This is a genomic window from Streptomyces nanshensis, from assembly GCF_001751255.1.
GTDB classification, from domain to species: domain Bacteria; phylum Actinomycetota; class Actinomycetes; order Streptomycetales; family Streptomycetaceae; genus Streptomyces; species Streptomyces nanshensis_A.
Genome location: NZ_LJGW01000637.1, coordinates 1 through 3,894, shown reverse-complemented (window position 1 = coordinate 3,894; position 3,894 = coordinate 1). Strand labels below are relative to the sequence as shown.

Annotated in this window: 4 protein-coding genes and 1 pseudogene; 2 read left to right on the top strand and 3 right to left on the bottom strand. The window is 71.1% G+C overall.

Annotated elements, in window-relative coordinates; genetic code table 11:
* From hemA to AN218_RS30615, 3 genes are all read right to left on the bottom strand, one after another.
* A partial coding sequence (gene hemA, locus AN218_RS30625) for a glutamyl-tRNA reductase (protein WP_070020297.1) occupies positions 1-733 on the bottom strand: 733 nt, incomplete at its 3' end.
* Positions 730-1,506 (bottom strand): redox-sensing transcriptional repressor Rex, encoded by a 777-nt coding sequence (locus AN218_RS30620; RefSeq protein WP_070020296.1) that lies wholly within the window; start codon positions 1,504-1,506, stop codon positions 730-732. The genes hemA and AN218_RS30620, both read right to left, overlap by 4 nt.
* 251 nt (positions 1,507-1,757) lie before the next feature.
* Positions 1,758-1,994 carry a glutaredoxin family protein gene (locus tag AN218_RS30615; protein ID WP_070020298.1) on the bottom strand — a complete coding sequence of 79 codons (237 nt, stop codon included), beginning with the start codon at positions 1,992-1,994 and terminating at the stop codon, positions 1,758-1,760.
* Between the two features lie 260 nt (positions 1,995-2,254).
* On the opposite strand from AN218_RS30615, the gene AN218_RS30610 reads away from it, so the two are divergent.
* Together AN218_RS30610 and AN218_RS38625 are read left to right on the top strand one after the other, a co-directional pair.
* Positions 2,255-3,241, top strand: coding sequence for an HAD family hydrolase (locus tag AN218_RS30610; RefSeq protein ID WP_070020295.1), 987 nt, complete (start codon positions 2,255-2,257; stop codon positions 3,239-3,241).
* A 467-nt stretch (positions 3,242-3,708) separates the two neighbouring features.
* A pseudogene (locus AN218_RS38625) lies at positions 3,709-3,894 on the top strand (ECF subfamily RNA polymerase sigma factor, BldN family); the annotation flags it as partial.

Here is a 3,894-nt window from a genome sequence, read left to right as displayed (position 1 = left end):
CGCTCAGCGCGGCGGCGGGCGCGGCGCCCGCGGCGAGGCCGGGCGCCAGACCGGAGGCGAGCCGCTCGGCGCGGTCCAAAGTCCTGTTGGCGATCACCAGTTCGGCCACACCGGCCCGAGCGAGCGTCGTGGCCGCCAGGGACGACATCGAGCCCGCACCGATGACCAGAGCGCGCTTCCCGCGCACCCACTCCTCGACGGCCTCGTCCCCCGCGAGCTGTTCGAGGCCGAAGGTGACCAGCGACTGCCCGGCCTTGTCGATGCCCGTCTCGCTGTGGGCGCGCTTGCCGGTGCGCAGCGCCTGCTGGAAGAGGTCGTTCAGTAGGCGTCCCGCGGTGTGCTGCTCCTGCGCGACCGCGAGGGCGTCCTTGATCTGGCCGAGGATCTGGCCCTCGCCGACGACCATCGAGTCCAGCCCGCAGGCCACCGAGAACAGGTGGTGCACGGCACGGTCCTCGTAGTGCACGTACAGGTGCGGCGTCAGCTCGTCCAGGCCGACGCCGCTGTGCTGTGCCAGCAGCGTCGACAGCTCGGCAACGCCCGCGTGGAACTTGTCCACGTCGGCGTACAGCTCGATGCGGTTGCACGTGGAGAGGACGGCCGCCTCCGCCGCGGGCTCGGCGCTCACGGCGTCCTGCAGCAGCTTGCCGCGCCCCTGCGGCGCGAGCACGGCCCGCTCCAGGACGCTGACGGGCGCGCTGCGGTGACTCAGTCCGACGACGAGCAGGCTCATGCCGGCATCACGGCGGGGCGGTCCCCGTCAGATCCCGGTTCGGGGCGCTTGGTGACCGCGGCGGCGGGCGGCGCGGCCGGCGGTGCCGTGTCCTCCTCGGGGGCGTCCTCGCCGGCCTTGCGCTGCTCGTGGAAGGCGAGGATCTGCAGCTCGATGGAGAGGTCGACCTTCCGTACGTCCACGCCCTCGGGAACGGACAGCACGGTCGGGGCGAAGTTCAGGATGGAGGTGACACCGGCGGCGACGAGGCGGTCGCACACCTGCTGCGCGGAGCCCGCGGGAGTCGCGATGACGCCGATGGAGACGCCGCTCTCCTCGATGATCTGCTCCAGCCGGTCCGTGTGCTGTACGTCGATGCCCGCGACGGGCTTCCCGGCCAGGGAGGCGTCGGCGTCTATGAGGGCGGCCACACGGAAGCCGCGGGAGGCGAACCCGCCGTAATTGGCCAGCGCCGCACCGAGGTTGCCGATGCCGACGATGACGACGGGCCAGTCCTGCGTGAGGCCCAGCTCACGGGAGATCTGGTAGACGAGGTACTCGACGTCGTAGCCGACGCCGCGGGTGCCGTAGGAGCCGAGGTACGAGAAATCCTTGCGCAGCTTCGCCGAGTTGACGCCCGCGGCCGCGGCCAGCTCCTCGGAGGAGACCGTGGGGACGGAGCGCTCCGACAGCGCCGTCAGGGCCCGCAGATACAGCGGTAGCCGGGCGACCGTGGCCTCGGGGATACCTCGGCTCCGGGTCGTCGCCGGACGGTGATTTCGGCCAGTTGCCACAGTGCTCCTGCCGGTTGCGCAAAGCGATGAGCGATCTCGCACCGGCTGCGGGGGCCGGACGATGCATCGCGACCAGGCTATGCCTTTGTGAACGCGTGCACAAAGATGGAGTCCGATTTGTCCGGTCAACGTGACCGGTGCCACATGCAACACCCGCGACACATGTCACCCCTCATCTCCCGTCGGCCCGGACCAGCACCGACGACCCCGTCCCCAACTCCCGCGCAGCGTACGGCGGGAGCCTCCGGCGGTCAGCTCTCCAGCGCCTTGCGCAGCCGCTGCGGGTCCACCCGCCAGAAATCGTGCTGCGCACCGTCCACCAGCACGACCGGGATCTGTTCCCAGTACTTCCGGTACAGCTCCTGGTCGTCCTCGATGCTCTTCTCCTCCCAGGACGCTCCGGTCTCGGCGCACACCCGCACGATCACGTCACGCGCGATGTCGCAGAGGTGGCATCCGGGCTTACCGATCAGGGTGACAGTCCTCATGCCCGCCATTGTCACGCTTCTCCGGCGCCCACACGCCACCTCCGCGCTGCTTCACATCCGGGACCCGTCCCGCCGGATCGTTCCGCCGGACCGCGCGGCCGGGCAGCTCCCGGCGCCCGCGCCCTCCGCACGGCGCCCGCCGGGACGCCCCCGCCCCGCGCCCGTACTCGACGGCGACGTTCCGAATGTGTCCCGGGACGCCCACAGTTGGACATCCGTGCGTAACAGCGGTGCGCCGCGGGGTGGCTATCCTCGAGGGCATGCCCTCCCGCCCCTCGCCCCGTCACGCCTGGTACTGGCTCGCCCGTCGCGGACGCGCCGCGACCGCGCGCAGCGTGCTCGCGGGAGAGGCGTCCGCGGACGCGGCGCGCAAGCAGGAGCTGGAGCTGCGGCAAGAAGAGGAGCTGCAGCAGGGCGTGTTCGCGGCCGCCCAGTCGGACGAGGAGGAAGAGGAGCCGGAGTTCCCCGTCGCGGGCGACATCCGCGCCGCCGCCTTCTTCGACCTCGACAACACCGTGATGCAGGGCGCCGCGCTCTTCCACTTCGGACGGGGCCTGTACAAGCGGGACTTCTTCGAGAAGCGCGAACTGGCCCGGTTCGCCTGGCAGCAGGCGTGGTTCAGGATGGCCGGCAACGAGAACGCCGGTCACATGGCGGACGTACGCTCCAGCGCGCTGTCCATCGTCCAGGGCCACCGCGTCGCCGAACTCACCGGCATCGGCGAGGAGATCTACGACGAGTACATGGCCGGCCGCATCTGGCCCGGCACCCGCGCCCTGGCACAGGCGCACCTCGACGCCGGCCAGAAGGTCTGGCTCGTGACGGCCGCACCCGTGGAGACGGCGACGATCATCGCCCGGCGGCTCGGTCTGACCGGGGCGCTGGGCACCGTCGCGGAGTCCGTGGACGGCGTCTACACCGGGCGGCTCGTGGGCGAACCGCTGCACGGACCCGCGAAGGCCGAGGCCGTACGCGCCCTCGCCGCCGCGGAGAACCTGGAGCTGGAACGCTGCGCCGCCTACAGCGACTCGGCGAACGACATTCCCATGCTCTCGCTCGTCGGTTATCCGTATGCGATCAATCCTGACAGCCGGCTTCGCGACCACGCGCGCGACATGGGCTGGCGGCTGCGCGACTACCGGACGGGGCGGAAGGCGGCCAAGGTGGGCATCCCCGCGGCCGCGGGGGTCGGGGCGGTCGCGGGCGGCGCGGCCGCGGCGGTCGCCCTACAGCGCCGCCGCCGTTAGGGCACCGCGCCGGGACCGGTCCGGTGCCCGCCCTACAGGCGTCAAGCCCCTTCCGCCCGCCTGCGGTTCGCTTCCAGCCCGCTTCCGCCTCACGTCCGGCCGTCTTCCGAACCGCTTCGCGCACCCTGCCGACACGCCGTAACGGCGTACCACGCACGGCAGTTGGCGGCGCGTTCCCGCCACCGCGGCCACCCGCGCCCCCGTCAGTGACGCTTCGGACGTCCGGGCACAAGTCATCACGCACGCGACAAGTTATGACCGAGAAGCGATCAGCAATCCGTTCACAGACGGTGCAATACCAGGCATCAATCCGTAACAGAGCAGACCGAATCGGCGATTTCAGCAACTACGCGTAGCACCGTCTGTACGAAGCGTTATTCTCCTCAGACGCAATCGGTACCCACACGTCCCATCCGGGTCGAACGGTCCCGTACTGCACGTTTGGAAGCTCTGCCTCTGGGAGTCCCGTGTACCCACACGTCGGGGTTGACGCCTCGGGCCTGGCTACGCTGCGCAGCACGGTCGTTGCGGCACTGGGCCGGCTGCGCGCGCTTGTCCCCCGCGCGTACGCCCCCGCCCTCGCATCGGCCGTGCCCGTCCCCGCCGGCCCACCGTTCGCCATGCCGCACCGCGCCGCCGGCTCCGTGCCCGGT